General features: G+C 61.9%; 19 protein-coding genes. 9 read left to right on the forward strand and 10 right to left on the reverse strand.

Features of this window, described 5'->3' with window-relative positions:
• Positions 1-17 precede the first annotated feature (17 nt).
• A complete protein-coding gene (locus tag PSFL_RS13800) occupies positions 18-341 on the forward strand; it encodes a DUF3392 domain-containing protein (RefSeq protein WP_029300493.1) in 324 nt (107 codons plus the stop codon).
• Between the two features lie 138 nt (positions 342-479).
• Here PSFL_RS13800 and trmB read toward each other — a convergent pair whose 3' ends face one another.
• From trmB to PSFL_RS13820, 4 genes are all read right to left on the reverse strand, one after another.
• Entirely contained in the window at positions 480-1205 is a 726-nt protein-coding gene (gene trmB / locus PSFL_RS13805) for a tRNA (guanosine(46)-N7)-methyltransferase TrmB (protein ID WP_057440379.1), read from the reverse strand.
• Positions 1206-1214: 9 nt separating this feature from the next.
• On the reverse strand, positions 1215-2009 hold the full coding sequence (locus PSFL_RS13810) for a thiazole synthase (RefSeq protein WP_017845016.1): 795 nt from the start codon (positions 2007-2009) through the stop codon (positions 1215-1217).
• A 55-nt stretch (positions 2010-2064) separates the two neighbouring features.
• Positions 2065-2265 (reverse strand): sulfur carrier protein ThiS, encoded by a 201-nt coding sequence (thiS, locus tag PSFL_RS13815; RefSeq protein WP_162947777.1) that lies wholly within the window; start codon positions 2263-2265, stop codon positions 2065-2067.
• Between the two features lie 71 nt (positions 2266-2336).
• Positions 2337-2717: a DUF423 domain-containing protein gene (locus PSFL_RS13820; protein WP_057440381.1), complete on the reverse strand. Its 381-nt coding sequence runs from the start codon at positions 2715-2717 to the stop codon at positions 2337-2339.
• A 74-nt stretch (positions 2718-2791) separates the two neighbouring features.
• On the opposite strand from PSFL_RS13820, the gene mtgA reads away from it, so the two are divergent.
• Complete coding sequence (gene mtgA / locus PSFL_RS13825; protein WP_057440382.1) at positions 2792-3514, forward strand: monofunctional biosynthetic peptidoglycan transglycosylase; 723 nt, start codon at positions 2792-2794, stop codon at positions 3512-3514.
• A gap of 148 nt (positions 3515-3662) precedes the next feature.
• Here mtgA and rpoH read toward each other — a convergent pair whose 3' ends face one another.
• From rpoH to ftsY, 4 genes are all read right to left on the reverse strand, one after another.
• The gene (gene rpoH / locus PSFL_RS13830; RefSeq protein ID WP_003176698.1) at positions 3663-4517 is read right to left on the reverse strand and encodes an RNA polymerase sigma factor RpoH; all 855 of its coding nucleotides are present in this window, start codon (positions 4515-4517) and stop codon (positions 3663-3665) included.
• Positions 4518-4646: 129 nt separating this feature from the next.
• Positions 4647-5669 (reverse strand): permease-like cell division protein FtsX, encoded by a 1023-nt coding sequence (gene ftsX / locus PSFL_RS13835; protein ID WP_057440383.1) that lies wholly within the window; start codon positions 5667-5669, stop codon positions 4647-4649.
• The gene (gene ftsE / locus PSFL_RS13840; protein ID WP_003213784.1) at positions 5666-6337 is read right to left on the reverse strand and encodes a cell division ATP-binding protein FtsE; all 672 of its coding nucleotides are present in this window, start codon (positions 6335-6337) and stop codon (positions 5666-5668) included. The genes ftsX and ftsE overlap by 4 nt, the downstream gene beginning before the upstream one ends.
• Positions 6334-7767: a signal recognition particle-docking protein FtsY gene (ftsY, locus tag PSFL_RS13845; protein WP_397470182.1), complete on the reverse strand. Its 1434-nt coding sequence runs from the start codon at positions 7765-7767 to the stop codon at positions 6334-6336. The genes ftsE and ftsY overlap by 4 nt, the downstream gene beginning before the upstream one ends.
• A gap of 341 nt (positions 7768-8108) precedes the next feature.
• On the opposite strand from ftsY, the gene PSFL_RS13850 reads away from it, so the two are divergent.
• The 4 genes from PSFL_RS13850 to PSFL_RS13865 all read left to right on the forward strand — a co-directional run bounded on the left by PSFL_RS13850 (position 8109) and on the right by PSFL_RS13865 (position 12751).
• Positions 8109-9464, forward strand: coding sequence for a pitrilysin family protein (locus tag PSFL_RS13850; protein WP_057440385.1), 1356 nt, complete (start codon positions 8109-8111; stop codon positions 9462-9464).
• Positions 9457-10947: a pitrilysin family protein gene (locus PSFL_RS13855; RefSeq protein ID WP_115129208.1), complete on the forward strand. Its 1491-nt coding sequence runs from the start codon at positions 9457-9459 to the stop codon at positions 10945-10947. Before PSFL_RS13850 ends, PSFL_RS13855 begins: the two co-directional genes overlap by 8 nt.
• Positions 10947-11564: a 16S rRNA (guanine(966)-N(2))-methyltransferase RsmD gene (gene rsmD, locus PSFL_RS13860; protein WP_057960893.1), complete on the forward strand. Its 618-nt coding sequence runs from the start codon at positions 10947-10949 to the stop codon at positions 11562-11564. The genes PSFL_RS13855 and rsmD overlap by 1 nt, the downstream gene beginning before the upstream one ends.
• Before the next feature lie 188 nt (positions 11565-11752).
• Positions 11753-12751 (forward strand): hydrolase, encoded by a 999-nt coding sequence (locus PSFL_RS13865; protein WP_057960894.1) that lies wholly within the window; start codon positions 11753-11755, stop codon positions 12749-12751.
• Between the two features lie 53 nt (positions 12752-12804).
• Here PSFL_RS13865 and PSFL_RS13870 read toward each other — a convergent pair whose 3' ends face one another.
• Entirely contained in the window at positions 12805-13659 is an 855-nt protein-coding gene (locus PSFL_RS13870) for a sulfurtransferase (protein WP_252117126.1), read from the reverse strand.
• Positions 13660-13692: 33 nt separating this feature from the next.
• Positions 13693-14364: a TetR/AcrR family transcriptional regulator gene (locus tag PSFL_RS13875; RefSeq protein ID WP_029300622.1), complete on the reverse strand. Its 672-nt coding sequence runs from the start codon at positions 14362-14364 to the stop codon at positions 13693-13695.
• 147 nt (positions 14365-14511) lie between these two features.
• Here PSFL_RS13875 and PSFL_RS13880 point away from each other — a divergent pair, with 147 nt between their 5' ends.
• From PSFL_RS13880 to PSFL_RS13890, 3 genes are read left to right on the forward strand one after another with little or no spacing between them, the layout of a single operon-like run.
• The gene (locus PSFL_RS13880; RefSeq protein WP_170045723.1) at positions 14512-15939 is read left to right on the forward strand and encodes a coniferyl aldehyde dehydrogenase; all 1428 of its coding nucleotides are present in this window, start codon (positions 14512-14514) and stop codon (positions 15937-15939) included.
• 28 nt (positions 15940-15967) lie between these two features.
• Positions 15968-16513: a twin-arginine translocation pathway signal protein gene (locus PSFL_RS13885; protein ID WP_169960102.1), complete on the forward strand. Its 546-nt coding sequence runs from the start codon at positions 15968-15970 to the stop codon at positions 16511-16513.
• A 57-nt stretch (positions 16514-16570) separates the two neighbouring features.
• Entirely contained in the window at positions 16571-18166 is a 1596-nt protein-coding gene (locus tag PSFL_RS13890) for a GMC family oxidoreductase (RefSeq protein WP_057440388.1), read from the forward strand.
• Positions 18167-18202: the final 36 nt, after the last annotated feature.

The raw sequence follows: 18202 nt of genomic DNA on the forward strand, positions 1-18202 counted from the left end.
CGCTCTAAGGAAATCGAATGGATCTGGTACTCGACCTGCTCGCCACCGTATCCCGCTGGAGCCGTAGCAACCTGTCGGAAATCTCCCTGGCGCTGGTAGGCTGCCTGTTGGTGCTATTCGGCGCCGATATCAAGGGTTGGGTCGAAGCACGCCTGGGCAACATCGCCGGCGCCTTGCGCGTACCGTTGATGGCCCTGCTGTGCATGATCGGCAGCGGTGCTGCGCTGATCTACGCCACACCCTGGATTGTGCGGGGGTTGAGCCAGTTCAATAACTACAGCCTGGCACCGGTGCTGTTGGTGGTGCTGGTGTTGATTGGCGTGGTTGCCGACCGCCGCTGACTCAAAGCCCACCACAAAACAACTGTGGGAGCTGGCTTGCCTGCGATGCAAGCACCTCGGTGTATCAGTGACACCGAAGTGATGCTATCGCCGGCAAGCCAGCTCCCACAGTTAATCGCATTTCAGCTTGCTAGCTGATTACGCCAGCTTTTCGAACTTCAAATCCCAAACCCCATGCCCCAATCGCTCGCCACGGCGTTCGAACTTGGTGATCGGACGCTCGGCCGGGCGTGGTACGCACTGACCATCTTCGGCCAGGTTGCGGTAGCCAGGGGCGACGTTCATCACTTCCAGCATGTACTCCGCATACGGTTCCCAATCGGTGGCCATGTGCAGGATGCCGCCGACCTTGAGTTTGCTGCGCACCAGCTCCGCGAAGGACGCCTGGACGATACGGCGCTTGTGGTGACGGCTCTTGTGCCATGGATCCGGGAAAAACAGCATCAGGCGGTCGAGGCTGTTATCGGCGATGCAGCGGTTGAGCACTTCGATCGCGTCGCAGTCATAGACCCGCAGGTTTTTCAGGCCCTGGGTCAGCACGCCGTTGAGCAGTGCGCCCACGCCCGGACGGTGCACTTCCACACCGATAAAGTCTTGCTCGGGCGACGCTGCAGCCATTTCCAGCAGGGAATGGCCCATGCCGAAGCCGATCTCCAGGGAGCGCGGGGCAGAACGGCCAAACACCTGGTCGAAGTCCACCGGCGCGTCAGCCAGGGGCAGGACGAACAGCGGCGCGCCCTGGTCGAGGCCCTTTTGCTGGCCTTCGGTCATGCGCCCGGCACGCATCACAAAACTCTTGATGCGGCGGTGCTTGGACTCGTCGCCTTCTTCCACGGGGTTCGGCGTTTCGTTTGATTCAGTCATCAATGGCTCTTACTTGATCAGACCATCCAGCGGCGAAGAGGCGCTGGCGTAAAGTTTTTTCGGCATACGTCCGGCGAGGTACGCCAGGCGGCCGGCGACAATCGCGTGTTTCATGGCTTCGGCCATCATGATCGGCTGTTGTGCGTTGGCGATGGCCGAGTTCATCAGCACCGCTTCGCAGCCCAGCTCCATGGCAATGGTGGCATCGGACGCGGTACCGACGCCGGCATCCACCAGCACCGGGATCTTGGCTTCTTCGAGGATGATCTGCAGGTTGTACGGGTTGCAGATCCCCAGGCCAGTGCCGATCAGGCCGGCCAGTGGCATCACCGCGATGCAGCCGATCTCGGCCAGTTGGCGGGCGATGATCGGGTCATCGCTGGTGTAGACCATCACGTCGAAACCTTCCTTGACCAGGGTTTCGGCGGCCTTGAGGGTTTCGATCACGTTGGGGAACAGGGTTTTCTGGTCCGCCAGCACTTCCAGCTTCACCAGGTTGTGGCCGTCGAGCAGCTCACGGGCCAGGCGGCAGGTGCGCACGGCTTCGATGGCGTCGTAGCAACCGGCAGTGTTCGGCAGGATGGTGTAGCGATCCGGCGGCAGGATATCCAGCAGGTTCGGTTCGCCCGGGTTCTGGCCGATATTGGTGCGGCGCACGGCCACTGTCACGATTTCGGCGCCCGAGGCTTCGATAGCCAGGCGGGTTTCTTCCATGTCGCGGTACTTGCCGGTGCCTACCAGCAAACGCGACTGGTAAGTACGACCGGCCAGGACGAAGGGCTTGTCGCTACGAACGATGCTCATGGGAAATCCTCGAGTTGGGGTGAGGTTCTGCAGAATTCGGGTAGTTGCCCCGGGCCTAGCCGCCGCCGATGGCGTGGACCACTTCGACCTGGTCGCCTTCGGTGAGGGCGGTTTCGGTGTGCTGGCTACGCGGGACGATATCCTGGTTGAGCTCCACTGCGACGCGACGTCCGGTCAGTTCCAGACGGGTCAGCAGGGCCGCGACGGTTTCACCGTCGGGCAGTTCATAGGATTCGCCGTTCAATTGAATGCGCATGCCACGGGCCGCCATCGTTTTTAGGGGCCAGCATTCTAGCCTGATCGTGACCTGAAGGTCAGCTACAAGCGTCAGGCGGTCAGTTGCAGGCGCCAGGCGGCGAGCCCCAGGCACAGCCAGCCAATCAGGAACGCCAGGCCGCCAAACGGCGTGATGATCCCCAGTTTGCCGATGCCGATGGTGGTCAACAGGTACAGGCTGCCGGAGAACAACAGGATACCGATGCTAAACGACACTCCGGCCCACAGCACCAGCCGCCCAGGCATATGCGCGGCGAGCAAGGCCACGCCAAACAACGCCAGGGCGTGCACCAACTGGTAGGTCACACCGGTGTGGAAAATCGCCAGGTACTCAGCACTCAGGCTCTTTTTCAGGCCATGGGCGGCAAATGCGCCGAGGGCAACACCGGTAAAACCGAAAAAAGCAGCCAGCATCAGAAAGCCACGCAACATGAGGAACTCCAGTCAGACTCATTGGGCAGGGTCTGTATAATGGCCCGCTCAACGGGTTCGGCCAAGCCATCTCTATGCTGCGTGTCCTCTTCAGTCGTTTTCTCAAAGTCGTGAAATGGTTTGTCATCGGCAGTGTTTTGCTGGTGCTGCTGTTTCGTGTCGTCCCGCCGCCGTTCACCGCACTGATGGTCGAGCGCAAGATCGAATCCTGGATCGACAGCGAGCCCATTGACCTGCAACGGACCTGGGTGCCGTGGGATGAGATCTCCGATGACCTGAAAGTCGCGGTGATGGCCGGCGAGGACCAGCGCTTCCCGCAGCATTGGGGCTTTGACTTTGGTGCGATCCAGGCCGCTTTGCTGCATAACGAGCGCGGTGGTTCGATTCGCGGTGCCAGTACGCTGAGCCAGCAGGTATCGAAGAACCTGTTCCTGTGGGCCGGCCGCAGTTACTTGCGCAAGGGCCTGGAAGCCTGGTTTACCGGGTTGATCGAGATCCTGTGGCCCAAGCAGCGGATCCTTGAGGTGTACCTCAACAGTGTGGAGTGGGATGAAGGGGTGTTTGGCGCAGAGGCGGCGGCGCGGCATCATTTTGGCGTGGGTGCCAAGGGACTTTCGCGGCAGCAGGCCAGCTATCTGGCCGCTGTACTGCCTAATCCACGGGTGTGGAGTGCCAGCCATCCGACGGCGTATGTGGCGCGGCGGGCGGCTTGGATTCGTCAGCAGATGGGGCAGTTGGGTGGTACCGGCTATTTGAATGAGCTGAACAGTACGCGGCAGGCGCCGTGGGCCAACTGACACCACCCAATAGCGCTGGCTGACCCACCGCGATCGCAGGCCAGCCAGCGCCTACACCTTGGACCGCGTAAGGCTTGAGGTTTTTCGGGCACGAACAAAAATGCCCCGATCTTTCGATCGGGGCATTTTTTTGGTCGTTCGCAGCGTGTTAGGCGGCGATCGACAGTTTCAGCTTATTCATCGCGCTCTTCTCAAGCTGACGAATACGCTCGGCCGACACGTTGTACTTCTGCGCCAGGTCGTGCAGCGTGGCTTTTTCTTCTGCCAGCCAGCGCTGGTAGAGGATGTCACGGCTGCGGTCGTCCAGCACTTCCAGCGCTTCGTGCAGGTTGTGGTTGGAGTTGTCGCTCCAATCGGCATCTTCCAGTTGACGCGCCGGGTCGTACCGGTGGTCTTCCAGGTAGTTGGCCGGCGATTGGAAAGCGCTGTCGTCGTCCGCTTCGGCGGCCGGGTCGAAGGCCATGTCATGGCCGGTCAGGCGACTTTCCATCTCGCGCACTTCCCGAGGCTCCACACCGAGGCTTTCCGCCACACGGTGGACTTCCTCGTTGTTCAGCCACGCCAGGCGTTTCTTCTGGCTGCGCAGGTTGAAGAACAGCTTGCGCTGGGCCTTGGTGGTCGCCACTTTCACGATGCGCCAGTTGCGCAGGATGAATTCGTGGATTTCCGCCTTGATCCAGTGCACAGCGAACGACACCAGGCGCACACCCATTTCCGGGTTGAAGCGTTTTACAGCCTTCATCAGGCCGACGTTGCCTTCCTGGATCAGGTCAGCCTGGGCCAGGCCGTAGCCGCTATAGCTACGGGCGATATGTACGACAAAACGCAGGTGGGCGAGCACCATCTGCCGAGCCGCCCCCAAATCCTGCTCATAGTAGAGACTCTCGGCCAGTTCACGCTCCTGCTCAGGCGTCAGCAATGGAATGCTGTTGACCGTGTGCACATAAGCCTCCAGGTTCGCACCCGGGACCAGAGCATAAGCAGGTTGCAAAGAAGTGGTCATACGAAAAAACCTCCGACTCACATAACTCGTGCAGTTCAGCACTGCGAAAATTGACCGGGAACCGTAGGACAAGTTCCCTAAACCACTGATACGGTCAATACAAACGAAACCACATTAATCTGACATTAACTACTTCGGCGCCAGCTCACGCAGATGCCGTGCGACCGCAATCCAAGCACCGATATACCCCAACAACACCGCGCCAAGCAAGAGTGATAGACCATCGGCCGCAGGTACGCCAGCCAGGGCAAAGTCACTGCCATACAATCCGGCCAGGCCGACTACCGCGTCGTTCAGCCAATCCAGGCCAAACGCCAGGACGCCCCAGGACAGAATCCCCGCACCGAAGCCATAAAGCGCGCCCATATATAGAAAAGGACGACGCACATAGCTGTCTGTGCCGCCGACCAGTTTAATCACTTCTATCTCGGTGCGGCGGTTTTCAATATGAAGACGAATGGTATTGCCTATCACCAAAAGTAATGCAGAAACCAGCAACACCGTCAGGCCGAAGACAAACCGGTCGCCCAGCTTGAGAATCGCCGCCAGACGCTCGACCCACACTAAATCAAGCTGCGCCTGTTGCACCTTGGGCAGTTCAGCCAATTTTTGTCTTAATGCTTCAAGGGCCGTCTTGTCGATTTCATTGGGCGTGACCAGCACAACCCCTGGCAGCGGGTTCTGCGGCAGCTCCTTGAGCGCCTCACCCAGGCCGGACTGTTGCTGGAACTCTTCCAGCGCCTGGTCGCGGCTGATGTACTCGGCATCCGCCACACCCGGCAGGTTCTTGATCTGCTCGCGCAGGGCCTCGCCTTCAGTGGCGCTGGCATCCAGTTGCAGGTACAGGGAAATCTGCGCCGCGCGCTGCCAGGAACCGCCCAGGCGCTCGACATTATTCAGCAGCAACGACAAACCCATCGGCAGGCTCAACGCCACGGCCATCACCAGGCAGGTGAAGAAGCTGCCAATCGGCTGCTTGCCCAGGCGGCGCAGGCTGTCCACCAGGCTGGCGCGATGGCTTTCGATCCAGGCGTGCAGCAAGGTGCTGAAGTCAGGACCGTCATCATCGTCGCGTTTCTTTTTCTGCGGTTGCGGGTCGGCGGCTTTCGGCGCCACGCGCTCGGAAACTTTAGGGCTGCGTGTGGCACTCATACGCCAGCCTCCCCGTCACCGATCAGGCGCCCGCGCTGCAGGGTCAACATGCGATGGCGCATACGCGCGATCAATGCCAGGTCGTGACTGGCAATCAGCACACTGGTGCCCAGGCGGTTGATGTCTTCAAAAACCCCCATGATCTCCGCCGCCAGGCGCGGGTCGAGGTTACCGGTGGGTTCGTCCGCCAGCAGCAAGGCCGGGCGATGGACGATGGCGCGGGCAATGCCGACGCGCTGTTGCTGGCCGGTGGACAGGTCGCCGGGATACAGGTCGGTCTTGTCCGACAGCGCCACGCGCTCCAGGGCCGAATCCACACGCTTGACGATCTCGGCCTTGGACAGCCCGAGGATCTGCAATGGCAGGGCGATGTTATTGAACACCGTGCGATCGAACAGCAACTGGTGGTTCTGGAACACCACGCCGATCTGCCGGCGCAGGAACGGGATCTGCGCATTGCTGATGGTGGCCAGGTCCTGGCCTGCCAGCAGCAGTTTGCCGGTGGTCGGGCGCTCCATGGCCAGCAGCAGGCGCAGCAACGTACTTTTGCCGGCCCCGGAATGACCGGTGACAAACAAGAACTCGCCACGGCGCACCCGGAAACTCAGCTCATGCAAGCCGACATGCCCGTTGGCGTAGCGCTTGCCCACCTGTTCAAAACGAATCATGAACGCTCCCGCTCGGCAAACAGTGCCTGGACAAAGGGTTCGGCCTCAAACGTGCGCAGGTCATCAATACCTTCGCCTACACCGATATAACGAATCGGCAGCCCGAATTGTTTAGCCAGGGCGAAAATCACCCCACCCTTGGCCGTGCCATCGAGCTTAGTCAAAGCCAGGCCAGTCAGTTGGACTGTCTGGTTGAATTGCTTGGCCTGGCTGATGGCGTTCTGCCCAGTACCGGCGTCCAGCACCAACAGCACCTCGTGCGGCGCGTCGGCGTCGAGCTTGCCCATCACCCGGCGGACTTTCTTCAACTCTTCCATCAAGTTGTCTTTGGTATGCAGGCGACCGGCGGTATCGGCAATCAGTACGTCGATGTTGCGGGCCTTGGCGGCCTGCACGGCGTCGAAGATCACCGAGGCAGAATCGGCGCCGGTATGCTGGGCGATCACCGGGATCTTGTTGCGCTCGCCCCACACCTGCAATTGCTCTACGGCGGCGGCGCGAAAGGTGTCACCGGCGGCGAGCATGACTTTCTTGCCTTCCAGTTGCAGCTTCTTCGCCAGCTTGCCGATGGTGGTGGTCTTGCCGGCGCCGTTGACGCCGACCACCAGGATCACAAAGGGTTTTTTCTCGGTAATCACCAGCGGCGCTTCCACCGGCTTGAGCATGGCAGCCAGTTCGGCTTGCAATGATTTGTAAAGCGCGTCGGCGTCGGTGAGCTGCTTGCGCGCCACCTTCTGGGTCAGGCTCTGGATGATCACGGCAGTGGCTTCGACGCCCACGTCAGCGGTCAGCAGGCGGGTCTCGATATCTTCGAGCAACTCGTCATCAATGATCTTCTTGCCCAGGAACAGGCTGGCCATGCCTTCGCCGATGCTCGCGCTGGTCTTGCTCAGGCCTTGCTTGAGGCGGGCGAAGAAGCCGGTCTTACTGGTTTCAGCAGGTGCAGCGACGGGTTCGGCAACCACCGCAACGGGCTCGGCAACCACTGGCTCGACCACCAACGGCGCCGGCTCAACGACAACGGGCTGGGGCTCGACGGCGACCTGGACCGGCTCCACCACCACAGGGATCGGCGGCGTCACATGTTCGGCCTGCACATCCTCGACCAACGCAACAGGCTCTTCAGCCACCGGCAATGGCGGCCACGGCTTAGGCTCTGGCTCTGGCTCTGGCTCTGGCGCAGCCTCCACCTCCGGCTGCAAGACCGGCTCGGCGATAGGCAGCACCACCGGCGCTGGCGTCTCGACGACAGGCTCGGCCACGGGCTCAATCGCCGGTTCCGCTTGCAGAACAGGCTCAGGCACCGGCTCAGGTTGGACTTGCGGCTGTTCGACGACGGTTTCCTGCGGCTTTTTGCGCAGCCATCCGAACAGGCCTTTTTTCTCGCCAGCCGCAGCTGGGCTCTTCTTGTCGTCGTTGGAACCAAACATGGAGGACGGCTATCTCACGGTAGCGACGCGCCAAGGAGGCGCCTCGGTAAATAATATTCGATGCGCAACAGACTGTTTTTTAGCCAGCTTGTTCATGCGCAGCATTTTGTGAGGCGTGAATACAGCCTCAACAAATCGATTCAATATAGGACTGAAGCGATAAAATCGGCGAAAAGCGAATTAAAACCGGGGAAACCCACGGATAACTCCATCTTTACGACGACTGGATCCGAAACGATATGACAGCCGCAGTGGCCGCCGCTAATACGGATCAGTATCCTAGCACCTCCTCGCCCGCCGACGCTAAGACCAAGCGGGCAGCCCAACAGGTTTAAAAACGAATGAATGCTCTAGCCCGCCGCGCCGCAGGCCTGCTGCTCAGCACAGTTTGTCTGCCCCTTTCAGCCTTGGCTGCCGACCCACAACCCACCCATGAATTCACCCTGGACAACGGCCTCAAGGTCGTCGTGCGCGAAGACCATCGCGCCCCGGTGGTGGTCTCGCAGGTCTGGTACAAGGTCGGCTCCAGCTATGAAACCCCTGGCCAGACCGGTTTGTCCCACGCCCTGGAACACATGATGTTCAAGGGCAGCTCCAAGACCGGCCCCGGCGAAGCCTCGTTGATCCTGCGCGACCTGGGCGCCGAAGAGAACGCCTTCACCAGCGACGACTACACCGCCTACTACCAAGTGCTGGCCCGCGACCGCCTGGGCGTGGCCCTGGAGCTGGAAGCCGACCGCATGGCCACCCTGCGCCTGCCCGCCGACGAATTCAGCCGCGAGATCGAAGTCATCAAGGAGGAGCGCCGCCTGCGCACCGATGACAACCCGATGTCCAAGGCCTTCGAACGCTTCAAGGCCATGGCCTACCCGGCCAGCGGCTATCACACGCCGACCATCGGCTGGATGGCCGACCTGGACCGCATGAAGGTCGAGGAACTGCGCCACTGGTACCAATCCTGGTATGTGCCGAACAACGCCACCCTGGTGGTGGTCGGCGACGTGACCCCGGACGAGGTGAAAACCCTGGCCCAACGTTACTTCGGCCCGATCCCCAAGCGTGACGTGCCACCGGCGAAAAAGCCCCTGGAGCTGGCCGAACCAGGCGAACGCCTGCTGACCATGCATGTGCAGACGCAGCTACCGAGCGTCATCCTCGGCTTCAACGTACCGGGCCTGGCCACCGCCGAAGACAAGCGCTCGGTCAACGCCCTGCGCCTGATCTCGGCACTGCTCGATGGCGGCTACAGCGCGCGCATCCCGAGCCAGCTGGAACGCGGTGAAGAATTGGTGTCGGCTGCCTCGACCAGCTACGACGCCTACACCCGCGGCGACAGCCTGTTCACCTTGAGTGCCACCCCCAACCAGCAGAAGAAGAAAACCGTGGCCCAGGCCGAAGCCGGGCTCTGGCGCCTGCTGGATGAACTCAAGGCCAAGCCACCGACCGCCGAGGAACTGGAGCGTATTCGCGCCCAGGTCATTGCCGGGTTGGTCTACGAGCGTGACTCCATCACCAGCCAGGCCACAGCCATTGGCTCCCTGGAAACGGTCGGCCTGTCGTGGAAACTCATGGACACCGAGCTTGCCGAACTGCAAAGCGTGACGCCCGAAGACATCCAGAAGGCCGCGCGCACGTATTTCACCCGCGAACGCCTGAGTGTCGCCCATGTCATGCCACAGGAGAGCACTCATGAGTGATCGCAAAAACAACCGCCTGGTGCTGCCTGGCCTGATCGTCGTGACTCTGGTGGCGGCGGTCGCGGTGTATATCGGTCGCCCGGACGACTCCGTTGCCAGCCCGGCGCTGGAGCAGGCCAAGTCCAGCAAGACCCTGCAATCCCTGGCAGAACTGGACGGCAAGAACCCGACCAACCGCCAGCTCAACGTGCAGACCTGGAACACCGCCGAAGGCGCCAAAGTGCTGTTCGTCGAAGCCCACGAACTGCCGATGTTCGACATGCGCATCCTGTTCGCTGCCGGCAGCAGCCAGGACGGCAACACGCCGGGCCTGGCCCTGCTGACCAACGCCATGCTCAACGAAGGCGTGCCGGGCAAGGATGTGGGGCAGATTGCCGCCGGTTTTGAAGGCCTGGGGGCGGATTTCAGCAACGGTGCCTACCGCGATATGGCGCTGGTGTCGCTGCGCAGCCTCAGTGCCGCCGACAAGCGCGAGGCCGCCCTCACGCTGTTTGACCAGGTGATCGGCCAGCCGACCTTCCCCGCCGACTCCCTGGCGCGGATCAAGAACCAGTTGCTGGCCAGCTTCGAGTACCAGAAGCAGAACCCGGGCAAGCTGGCGAGTATCGAGCTGTTCAAGCGCCTGTACGGCGATCATCCCTATGCGCACCCGAGCGAAGGCACGCCCGAGAGCGTTCCGGCCATTACCCAGGCACAGCTGAAGGCATTCCACGCCAAGGCCTACGCCGCCGGTAACGCGGTGATCGCGATGGTCGGCGACCTGTCCCGTGCCGACGCCGAAGCCATGGCAGCCAAGGTGTCCGCATCCCTGCCCAAGGGCCCGGCACTGGCGAAGATCGCCGAGCCGACCGAGCCCAAGGCCGGCCTGGGGCATATCGAGTTTCCCTCCAAGCAGACGCACCTGTTGTTCGCACAACTGGGCATCAACCGCGCCGATCCGGACTACGCGGCCCTGTCCCTGGGCAACCAGATCCTTGGCGGCGGTGGCTTTGGCACTCGCTTGATGAGCGAAGTGCGCGAGAAGCGCGGCCTGACCTATGGCGTGTACTCGGGCTTTTCGCCGATGCAGGTGCGTGGTCCGTTCATGATCAACCTGCAGACCCGCGCCGAGATGAGCGGCGGCACCTTGCGCCTGGTGGAGCAAGTGCTGGCCGACTACCTCAAGACCGGGCCGACGCAAAAAGAACTGGATGACGCCAAGCGCGAACTGGCCGGCAGCTTCCCGCTGTCCACTGCGAGCAACGCCGATATCGTCGGGCAACTGGGCGCCATGGGTTTCTACAACCTGCCGCTCAACTACCTGGAAGATTTCATGAAGCAATCCCAGGCCCTGACTACCGAACAGGTCAAGGCCGCAATGAACAAGCACTTGAGCAGCGATAAAATGGTGATCGTGACCGCTGGTCCCACCACCGCGCAAAAGCCACTACCGCCCCCCACTGATAAACCTGCCGAGCAGCCGCTCGGGGTTCCGGAGCATTAATGGCTAGTCCATCCCGCCCTAAAAAACCTGTCCATAACGTGCATAACGGTGTGGGCCAGCTGCGCATCATTGGCGGCCAATGGCGCAGCCGCAAGCTGAGCTTCCCCGATGTCGTGGGCCTGCGCCCGACCCCGGACCGGGTCCGCGAGACCCTGTTCAACTGGCTCGCGCCGTATATCGAAGGGGCCAAGGTGCTTGACCCGTTCGCCGGCAGCGGCGCGTTGTTCCTCGAGTCCCTGTCCCGCGGCGCCGCCCTGGGCCAGGCGCTGGACGCGAGCAACGTGGCGGTTTCCAGTCTGCGCGAACACCTGGGCACCCTGCGTTGCACCACCGGTCACGTCCAAACCGCCGATGCCCTGCGCTACCTGGAAACCCAGCCAGCCAGTGCATTCGACGTGGTGTTCCTCGACCCGCCGTTCAACCAGAACCTGTTGCCAACCGTCTGCGCGCTGCTGGAAGAGCGCCAGTGGCTGGCCGATGACGCCTGGGTCTACACCGAAAGCGAAACCGCGCCGTCGACCCTGGGCCTGCCGGGCAACTGGCGCCTGCACCGCGAACAAAAATCCGGGCGGGTGTATTACGCGTTGTGGCAACGTACGGTCCAGACCGCTGACTAAATAACGTGGCAAACCGCTTTACTGTGGCGAGCGGGCTTGCCCGCGTTGGGTTGCGCAGCGACCCTAGAAAATGGGACTGCTGCGCAGTCCAACGCGGGCAAGCCCGCTCGCCACAGCCACAGCCATAGCCACAAGCCACAGCCACAAAATACGCAGCCAACATTAAAGCAGTGTCGAGACCACCCATCGTGCCGCAACCCTCCCACCGCTTCACCCCCGCCTTCGGCCTCGGCAACCCTCACCTGCAAACGTTGTGGGGCCCGCTCTGGCGCCCCACCACCCACCTCGAACGCCAACGCGAGCGCCTATGGCTGGAGGATGGCGACTTCCTCGACCTTGACTGGCACGGCCCCCACGACCCGCATGCGCCCTTGGTGCTGGTGCTGCATGGGCTGACCGGCTCGTCCAATTCGCCCTACGTCGCCGGCCTGCAAAAAGCCCTGGCCAGTCAGGGCTGGGCCAGTGTCGCGTTGAATTGGCGTGGTTGTTCCGGCGAACCCAACCTGCTGGCCCGCAGTTATCACTCCGGTGCCAGTGAAGACCTGGCGGCCGCCATCGCGCACCTGCGGGCCAAGCGCCCATTGGCGCCGCTGTATGCCGTGGGTTACTCCCTGGGCGGCAATGTGTTGCTCAAGCACTTGGGCGAAACCGGCGACAACTCCGGCCTGCAAGGCGCGGCCGCGGTGTCGGTACCGTTTCGCCTGGACCAGTGCGCCGACCGTATCGGCCTGGGCTTTTCACGGGTCTATCAGAAGCACTTCATGCGCGAGATGCTCGGCTATATCCGGGTCAAGCAGCGCCAATTCCTACAGGATGGTCGCGAAGAAGCACTGAAAACCCTGGCCGAGCTGGGCTCCCTGGAAAAGATGCGCACGTTCTGGGATTTCGATGGGCGCGTCACTGCGCCACTGCATGGCTACCTGAGTGCCGAGGACTATTACCGGCGGGCGTCGAGCCGTTACTTCCTCGGGGCGATTCGCACACCGACGCTGATCATCCAGGCGGCAGATGATCCTTTTGTGTTTGCCCACAGCCTGCCCCAGGCCAGTGAACTGTCGGACTGCATCGAGTTTGAATTGCAGGCCAAGGGCGGGCACGTGGGGTTTGTCGATGGTTCGCTGAAACAGCCCGGGTACTACCTGGAGCGGCGGATCCCGCAATGGCTGCTGTCTCAACTCGATAAATAATGTGGCTGGCTTGCCTGCGCCTACATGGGAATGGGTTTGCATGCCTGGTGAAATCAGTCGCCGGTAGCAATTTCGCGCTGCGGATCATTGATCCACTCACTCCACGACCCCGCATACAACTTGCCCAACGGATACCCCGCCAGGCTCAGGGCAAACAGGTTGTGACACGCCGTCACGCCCGAGCCGCAATACGCCACCAACTCATTCGGCGAACGACCTTGCAGCTTGTCGGCAAACCGCTGCTTGAGCTGCGCCACCGGCAAGAAGCGCCCGTCACTGCCCAGGTTCTCGCTGAACGCCGCACATTGCGCGCCGGGAATATGCCCGGCAATCGGGTCGATGGGTTCCACCTCACCGCGAAAGCGCGGCAAGGCCCGGGCGTCGATCAGTGTCAGGCCCGGCTGGCCCAGGCGTTTTTGCAGGTGCTCTGCGTCCAGTAGCAGGTCGTAGTCCGCAGTGCCAGCAAAGGTCCCCGGCTCGGTGCCCGGCGCATCCAGGCTCAAAGGGAAACCGGCGCTGTGCCAGGCCTTCAGGCCACCATCGAGGATCGACACCCCGTCGCGCTTGCCCAACCAGGCCAGCAGCCACCAGGCACGGGCGGCATATGCGCCAGGACCATCGTCATACAGCACGATTTCGCTGTCGGCATGGATGCCCCAGGCCCGCAACTGCTGGACCAGCGCCTCGGGTGCCGGCAGCGGATGGCGTCCAGTCACGCCTTTAGTCACCGGCCCGCTGAGGTGGCGTTCCAGATCGGCATACTGTGCCCCCTCGATATGCCCTTCGGCATAGCTGCAACGCCCGTAATCCGGGTCTTCCAGGGCAAACCGGCAATCGAGGATGACTAAGCCTGCGTGCTGCTGGCGCTCGGCCAGTTGTTGCGGGCTGATCAGTTGTGCAAGCGGCATAACGGACTCCTGGAAATACGTTCGGGAAAGGGCCTACTTCACTTCTTCCAGTGCCTGACTTAACGGCACGTAAAATTCCTTGAACAGCGCGTCCACGGCTTCTTTGGCCTGTGGCGTGATAAACCCCGCCTCCAGCACCAGCACCTGGTACACCCCGCGCTTGATCGCCTCGGCGCTCAGGTGTGCGGAGTTCTCGTTGGTGGTGCACAAAAAGCGCACCCAGGAGGTGAGGATAATCCAGGCATTGAGGGTCAGGGCTTCGGTCTGCACCGGGTCCATGTTCAGGATCCCGGCCTCGACAAACCCCCGGTAAATCGCGCCGCCCTGAATCAGGCAGCGCTGGGAAAAACGCCGGTAGCCGGTGGCCAGCTCCGGGTCGCTCTCCAGCAGATGCTCAAGGTCACGGTGCAAAAAACGGTAGCGCCACATGCCGGCCAGTACCGCCTGCAGGTAGAAACGCTTGTCTTCGACCACCATGGCGCGCCCCTGGGGCGGGCGCAGGAAGCTGTCCACCAGGGCTTCATACTCGCGAAACAGCACCGCGATAATCGCCTGCTTGTTCGGGAAGTGGTAGTACAGGTTGCCCGGGGATATTTCCATATGGGCGGCAATATGGTTGGTGCTGATGCTGCGCTCGCCCTGCTGGTTGAACAACTCCAGGCTGGTTTGCACGATGCGTTCGCTGGTCTTTACTCGTGGTGCCATGGGGTATCGGCTTCTTGAATCCTGATGCAAACATCTTACGGTCTATCCTTACCAGGATAAAACTGCATGTTACTGCGAAGGCATTTGACAAATTAGAGCAATGACTCTAAAAACCCAGGTACTCCAATAATATTCGGGAACTGCGCCATGTCTGCCAATGTTGCCTACCTGCAAGATTCCCAGGCGCTGGACCAGCTCCAGGACCTGTTCGCTGCCCAGCGCCGCGCCTACGCGGCCAACCCGATGCCGCCAGCGGCGCAGCGCCAGCAGTGGCTCAAGGCATTGCGTGACCTGCTCAGCGATGAGCGCCAGGCGCTGATCGAGGCCATCAGCAACGATTTCAGCCATCGCAGCGCCGATGAAACCCTATTCGCCGAACTGATGCCCAGCCTGCACGGCATTCACTACGCCAGCAAACACCTCAAAGGCTGGATGAAACCATCGCGCCGCGCTGTAGGTATAGCCTTCCAGCCGGCATCTGCCAAAGTGATCTATCAGCCCCTGGGCGTTATCGGGGTGATCGTGCCCTGGAACTACCCGCTGTACCTGGCCATAGGGCCGTTGGTCGGCGCGCTGGCGGCGGGTAACCGGGTGATGCTCAAGCTCAGCGAATCTACCCCCGCCACCGGCCAACTGCTCAAGACCCTGCTGGCGCAAATTTTCCCCGAAGACCTGGTGTGCGTGGTGCTCGGCGAAGCCGAAGTGGGCATGGCGTTCTCCAAGCTGCCGTTCGATCACCTGCTGTTCACCGGGGCCACCAGCATCGGCAAGCATGTGATGCGCGCCGCCGCCGAGCACCTGACCCCAGTCACCCTGGAGCTGGGCGGCAAATCCCCAGCCATTGTCTCAGCCGATGTACCACTCAAGGACGCCGCCGAACGGATCGCATTCGGCAAGGCGCTGAATGCCGGGCAAACCTGTGTGGCGCCAGACTACGTGCTGGTTCCCGAAGAGCGGGTGGACGGTTTCGTCGAGGCCTACACCCAGGCGGTACGCGGGTTTTATCCGACCCTGGCCGACAACCCGGACTACACCGCAATCATCAACGAGCGACAACTCGCCCGGCTCAATGCCTACATCAAGGACGCCACCGACAAGGGTGCGACCCTGTTGCCGCTCTACGACCAGGGCCAGGCCCGGCGCATGGCCCATAGCCTGCTGCTGAATGTCAGCGATGAGATGACCGTAATGCAGGACGAGATTTTCGGCCCGGTGCTGCCCATCGTGCCCTATCGCGGCATCGACCAGGCCTTTGCCTACATCAACCAGCGCCCCCGCCCGCTGGCGTTGTATTACTTCGGCTACAACAAGGCCGAACAGAATCGCGTACTCCACGAAACCCATTCCGGCGGCGTGTGCCTGAACGACACCCTGCTGCATGTGGCCCAGGACGATATGCCGTTTGGCGGCATCGGCCCGTCGGGTATGGGCCACTACCATGGGCATGAGGGTTTTCTCACCTTCAGCAAGGCCAAGGGGGTGCTGATCAAACAGCGCCTGAATGCGGCCAAGCTGATTTACCCGCCATATGGCAAAGCCATCCAGAAACTGATCCAGAAGCTGTTCGTGCGCTAAAACCGTTACCACCGGGACAACAATAAAAATGAACCCTAGCCTGACTGAATCACCCACGCTGTCGCGGCGCGGCGTCTTGAAAATCGGCCTGTGCGCCAGCGCCTTCCTGGCCACCGCCGGCCTTGGCGCCAGCCTCAGCGGCTGCTCCAGCAGTACCCCCGCCAGCGGCTTTGCCATGCTGCGCAACAGCGACCTGCCGTTTTTGCGCGCAGTGATCCCGGTGTTGCTCGAAGGCGCGGCCAGCGCCGAGGTGGTGGCGGCAGGCATTGAAGACACCCTGAAAAAACTCGATTACAGCCTGCAGCACCTGTCGCCGGAGATGTTCAAGCTGACCCAACAGTTGTTCGACGTACTGGGCATGGCCGTCACCCGTGGCCCGCTGACCGGCATCTGGGGCAGTTGGGAAAACGCCAGCAGCGAGCAGATCCGCAACTTCCTGCATCGCTGGGAAAACAGCTTCCTCAACCTGCTGCGCATGGGCCAGGGCTCGCTGCTCAAGCTGGTGATCATGGCCTGGTACTTCCGGCCCGAGTCCTGGGCCCATTGCGGGTACCCCGGGCCACCGAGGATCTAGCCTGGGTAACCCACGTTGATAGCCACTCCGTAGCCAAAACAATAAGAGAACAAGCTGATGCCCGTACCTGATGTGTTCCGCGATGGCATGGCCCGCGGCTGGAAGACCCATAACGGCGCCGCCCTCGACCAGGACCTGGTGCTGGAGGCCGATGTCGCGATCATCGGCAGCGGCGCAGGCGGTGGCACCACCGCAGAAATCCTCAGCGCCGCTGGCTACAAAGTGCTGTTGATCGAAGAAGGCCCGCTCAAGACCAGCAGCGATTTCAAGCTGCTGGAAGACGAGGCCTACGCCAGCCTGTACCAGGAAGGCATCGGGCGCATGAGCAAGGACGGCGCCATCACCATCCTGCAGGGCCGCGCCGTGGGCGGCACCACGCTGATCAACTGGACCTCGAGCTTTCGCACGCCCGACCCGACCCTGGCTCACTGGGCCAGCGAGTACGCGGTCAAGGGCCACAGCAGCGCCGAGATGGCGCCGTGGTTTGAAAAGATGGAGCAGCGCCTGGGCATCGCACCTTGGGCCCTGCCGCCCAACCCCAACAACGATGTGATCCGCAAAGGCTGCGAAAAGCTCGGCTACAGCTGGCATGTGATCCCGCGCAACGTGCGCGGCTGCTTCAACCTGGGCTATTGCGGCATGGGCTGCCCGGTCAACGCCAAGCAATCAATGCTGGTGACCACCATTCCCTCGACCCTGGAGCAAGGCGGCGAGTTGCTCTACCTGGCCCGCGCCGAGCGCTTGAAGTTCAGTGGCGATACCATCTCCAGCCTCGAATGCGTGGCCATGGACTCCCGTTGCGTCGCGCCCACCGGCCGCAAGATCACGGTCAAAGCCAAGCATTACGTGCTGGCCGGCGGCGGCATCAACAGCCCGGCGCTGTTGATGCGCTCGGACGCACCCGACCCGCATTCGCGCCTGGGCAAGCGCACCTTCCTGCATCTGGTGAATTTTTCCGCGGGGCTGTTCGATGAGGTGATCAACCCGTTCTACGGCGCGCCGCAGTCGATCTACTCCGACCACTTCCAATGGCAGGACGGCACCACCGGTAAAATGTCCTACAAGCTCGAAGCGCCACCCTTGCACCCGGCGCTGGCCAGCACGTTGTTCGGGGGGTATGGCACGCAAAACGCCCTGGACATGAGCCAGTTGCCCAAGACCCACGCGATGCTGGCGCTGCTGCGGGACGGCTTCCACCCCGACAGCCAGGGCGGCAGCGTCGGCCTGCGCGGCGATGGCACGCCGGTGCTCGACTATGAGGTCTCGCCCTACGCCTGGGACGGCCTGCGCCGGGCGTTTCATAGCATGGCCGAGATCCAGTTCGCCGCCGGCGCCAAGTCGGTCAAGCCACTGCACCACGATGCGCGCTACGTCAGCACACTGGCCGAGGCCCGCAGCCTGATCGACGGCCTGAACCTGGAGCTGCATCGCACCTGCCTGGGCAGCGCCCATGTGATGGGCGGTTGCGCCATGGGCGAAGAGCCGAAAAATGCGGTGGCCGACAGCCTTGGCCGGCATCACCAACTGCGCAACCTGTCGATCCACGATGGCTCGCTGTTCCCCACCAGTATCGGCGCCAACCCCCAGCTTTCGGTGTACGGCCTGACCGCGCAACTGGCGACGGCGCTGGCCGAACGTCTGAAAACAGCATGAAAAAACCAGGTATTCGCGGTGTCTATAGTGCTTTCT

Source organism: Pseudomonas sp. DD1, assembly GCF_044510355.1.
Classification (GTDB): Bacteria; Pseudomonadota; Gammaproteobacteria; order Pseudomonadales; family Pseudomonadaceae; genus Aquipseudomonas; species Aquipseudomonas shahriarae.

Bases quoted from the DNA above. Each gene is read 5' to 3' on its own strand.
- PSFL_RS13800 (WP_029300493.1), top strand. From the start codon at position 18: ATGGATCTGGTACTCGACCTGCTCGCCACCGTATCCCGCTGGAGCCGT.
- trmB (WP_057440379.1), bottom strand. From the start codon at position 1,205: ATGACTGAATCAAACGAAACGCCGAACCCCGTGGAAGAAGGCGACGAG.
- PSFL_RS13810 (WP_017845016.1), bottom strand. From the start codon at position 2,009: ATGAGCATCGTTCGTAGCGACAAGCCCTTCGTCCTGGCCGGTCGTACT.
- thiS (WP_162947777.1), bottom strand. From the start codon at position 2,265: ATGCGCATTCAATTGAACGGCGAATCCTATGAACTGCCCGACGGTGAA.
- PSFL_RS13820 (WP_057440381.1), bottom strand. From the start codon at position 2,717: ATGTTGCGTGGCTTTCTGATGCTGGCTGCTTTTTTCGGTTTTACCGGT.
- mtgA (WP_057440382.1), top strand. From the start codon at position 2,792: ATGCTGCGTGTCCTCTTCAGTCGTTTTCTCAAAGTCGTGAAATGGTTT.
- rpoH (WP_003176698.1), bottom strand. From the start codon at position 4,517: ATGACCACTTCTTTGCAACCTGCTTATGCTCTGGTCCCGGGTGCGAAC.
- ftsX (WP_057440383.1), bottom strand. From the start codon at position 5,669: ATGAGTGCCACACGCAGCCCTAAAGTTTCCGAGCGCGTGGCGCCGAAA.
- ftsE (WP_003213784.1), bottom strand. From the start codon at position 6,337: ATGATTCGTTTTGAACAGGTGGGCAAGCGCTACGCCAACGGGCATGTC.
- ftsY (WP_397470182.1), bottom strand. From the start codon at position 7,767: ATGTTTGGTTCCAACGACGACAAGAAGAGCCCAGCTGCGGCTGGCGAG.
- PSFL_RS13850 (WP_057440385.1), top strand. From the start codon at position 8,109: ATGAATGCTCTAGCCCGCCGCGCCGCAGGCCTGCTGCTCAGCACAGTT.
- PSFL_RS13855 (WP_115129208.1), top strand. From the start codon at position 9,457: ATGAGTGATCGCAAAAACAACCGCCTGGTGCTGCCTGGCCTGATCGTC.
- rsmD (WP_057960893.1), top strand. From the start codon at position 10,947: ATGGCTAGTCCATCCCGCCCTAAAAAACCTGTCCATAACGTGCATAAC.
- PSFL_RS13870 (WP_252117126.1), bottom strand. From the start codon at position 13,659: ATGCCGCTTGCACAACTGATCAGCCCGCAACAACTGGCCGAGCGCCAG.
- PSFL_RS13875 (WP_029300622.1), bottom strand. From the start codon at position 14,364: ATGGCACCACGAGTAAAGACCAGCGAACGCATCGTGCAAACCAGCCTG.
- PSFL_RS13880 (WP_170045723.1), top strand. From the start codon at position 14,512: ATGTCTGCCAATGTTGCCTACCTGCAAGATTCCCAGGCGCTGGACCAG.
- PSFL_RS13885 (WP_169960102.1), top strand. From the start codon at position 15,968: ATGAACCCTAGCCTGACTGAATCACCCACGCTGTCGCGGCGCGGCGTC.
- PSFL_RS13890 (WP_057440388.1), top strand. From the start codon at position 16,571: ATGCCCGTACCTGATGTGTTCCGCGATGGCATGGCCCGCGGCTGGAAG.